The following is a 2,656-nucleotide window of genomic DNA, read 5'->3' on the forward strand; positions in this document are numbered from 1 at the left end:
GGCCGCACGCGACGACCTGCAGGCCGACGAAGCCTCGCTGCAACAGCTGGCGGCGGCCATCGCCCGCCTGCCGGAGCCGGCGCTGCCGCGCCAGTTGCTGGTCGACGTCACCGCCATCGCCCGCCACGACCTGAAGACCGGCATCGAGCGCGTGGTGCGCACCCAGGCGGCCGAACTGCTGCGCGCGCCCTTGCCGGGCTGGCGCGTGGAGCCGGTCTACCTGACCGACGAGGGCGGCCGCTGGCACTACCGCTACGCGCGCCGCTACACCGCGCAACTGCTGGGCATCAAGGCCGAGCTGCACGACAGCGTGGCCGACACCAGCACCGGCGACATCTTCTACAGCGCCGACTACACGCCGGGCGCGGTGATGGCCGCCGCCCAGGCCGGCCTGTACGCGCACTGGCGCGCGCGCGGCGTGCAGGTCAACTTCCTGGTGCACGACCTGCTGCCGGTGCTGCGGCCGGAATTCTTCCCGTCCGGCGCCGACCAGCACCACGGCGCCTGGCTGCGCTGCATCGCCGCCGAGTCCGATCGGCTGATCTGCATCTCCGACGCGGTGCGCCAGGAGCTGCGCCAGTGGCTGCAACAGCAGGACGCCGCAGCGTCCCTGCCGAAGCTGGCCGTGCTGCACCACGGCGCCGACATCGGCACCGGAGCCGCCGCACCCTCGGCGCCGGACGCCGAACTGGCGCGCTGCACCGCGTTGCCGAGCTTCCTGATGGTGGGCACGATCGAGCCGCGCAAGGGCCATCTGCAGGCGCTGGACGCGTTCGAGCAATTGTGGGCCGAGGGCGTGGAGGCGCATCTGGTGATCGTCGGCGCCGAAGGCTGGAAGCCGCTGCCGGCGCACGAGCGCCGCACCATTCCGCGCATCGTGCAACGTTTGCAGCAGCATCCGCAACTGGGCAAGCGCCTGTTCTGGCTGCAGGGACTGGACGACCAGGCGCTGCAGCAGCTGTACCGCGACAGCGCGTGCCTGCTGGTGCCGAGCGAGGGGGAAGGTTTCGGCCTGCCGCTGATCGAGGCCGCCAGCCACGGGCTGCCGTTGCTGGCGCGCGCGCTGCCGGTGTTCCGCGAGGTGGCGGGCGAGCATGCGCTGTATTTCGACGGTGTCGATGGCGCCGCGCTGGCGCAGGCGGTGCGCGCCTGGCTGGCGCTCGACGCGCAGGGCAAGGCGCCGTCGTCGGCCGGCATGCCGTGGCAGACCTGGGCCGACAACGCGGCCGGCCTGCTGGCGGTGCTGCGCGGCTAAGCCTTAACCCGCCACCCGCACCCCGGAGGCCGGGGTCGGGGTCGGGCCTACGGCTTTTCGTGGAAGCGTTCCAGGCCCTGCTGCATGGCGCCGGTGGTGGTGCCGACGTCGTGATACAGGATCAGCAGATCCATGTTCTCGCGGTCGCGGAACAGATATTCCTTCAAGCGCCGGATCTGGTCCGTGCTAAGCTGCGAGATGTTGTTGGTGGCCACCTGCTCCACATCCGAGTAGTAGCGCGCATACCATCCGGCCACCTTCGAGCCGAACGAATCGGTCACCATCACCAGCCGGCGCTTGGGCGCCTTCGGGTTGTGGAAGCGCGAGATGTCGTACAGCGTCTCGGCGTATTCCTTGAACTCGGGGAAGCAGCGCCCGCCGTAGCACGACTCGACGCCGGACGCGGCGAAATCAACGCCCTGGATCGGCCCCTTCAGCTGCACGCCCGCGAACAGGCCCGAGATGTCGGACGGGATGCCATCGAGCGTGACCACCGTCAGCGGCGGCGCGGCCGGCTCCGGCGGCCGGCCGAAGCGCGGCAGCGTCAGGCGCGCGACCTCGGCCAGGCCGGCGCCGCTCCAGTGGAACCAGTGCTTGGGAAACACCACCTCGCGCCGGCTGATCTCGCGCATCTCCTGCAGCGGATAGTAGATCGACGGCTGCGCCTCCGGGCCGAAGGCACCGGACGCGAGCCAGCCGGCCACCGGCGTCGCGGCCGAGGCGCACACCGGCGCCAGCCAGGCCGGCAGGTCGTCGTACACCACCACCGGCGCCGACGGCACGATCATCATCTGCGGCCGCAGCCCCATCGCGTGGAAGTCATGGAACAGGCGGCCGATGTATGCCGGCGTGCCGGGCTTGGCCTCGCCGCCCGCGCAGGCGGCCTTGACGGCGGAGAAGCGCGGCACGTTGGTGCCGTGGGCGCTGAGGAAGATGCGGCCGTGGCGGCCGGCCTCGACCTGGATCGACGGGAATTCGTGGAACAGGCGGTAGCGCAGCCGGTTGTGGGCTTGCAGCAGCGCGGCGCGGAAGCCGAAGTTGTCGTTGATCCAGGCGTCGAGCTTGGGCGGCAGCGCCAGCGCCGACGGCCAGTCGGTGGGCCGGTCCGGCAGCGAGGCCAGCACGCGGTTCTCGCCGCGGCGGTCGCGCACCGCGTGCATGCCGCCGACGATGGCGGGGATGGACAGCAGCGCGACCAGCGCGATCTTGGCCGCGTGCCGGCGCAGCGGGCCGGTGGAGGAAGCAGACGTCATCATCAGAAACGGAAGTAAATAAACGGGTTGTAGGTGCCGGCGGCCATGTTCAGCACGCACAGCAGGAGGGCCGCGACCAGCGCGGCCGAGCGCAGCGGCGCGGCCCGCAGCAGCGCGGAGGCGCGGCCGTCCAGCGTCTGGCGCGGCA

2 protein-coding genes are annotated in these 2,656 nt (G+C 71.5%); one reads left to right on the forward strand and one right to left on the reverse strand.

Annotated elements, in window-relative coordinates; translation table 11 throughout:
* Positions 1-1,255, forward strand: a 1,255-nt coding sequence (locus GTP90_RS35340) for a glycosyltransferase family 4 protein (protein ID WP_161087878.1), incomplete at its 5' end; no start/stop codon positions are given.
* Positions 1,256-1,302: 47 nt separating this feature from the next.
* Here the strand turns inward: GTP90_RS35340 and GTP90_RS35345 are convergent.
* Positions 1,303-2,511, reverse strand: a complete 1,209-nt coding sequence (locus tag GTP90_RS35345; protein WP_161087879.1) for a hypothetical protein — start codon at positions 2,509-2,511, stop codon at positions 1,303-1,305.
* Positions 2,512-2,656: the final 145 nt, after the last annotated feature.

Source organism: Duganella vulcania, from assembly GCF_009857655.1.
Classification (GTDB): Bacteria; Pseudomonadota; Gammaproteobacteria; order Burkholderiales; family Burkholderiaceae_D; genus Rugamonas; species Rugamonas vulcania.

Excerpts from the sequence above, each read along its gene's own strand:
- GTP90_RS35345 (WP_161087879.1), bottom strand. The coding sequence starts at position 2,511 with ATGATGACGTCTGCTTCCTCCACCGGCCCGCTGCGCCGGCACGCGGCC.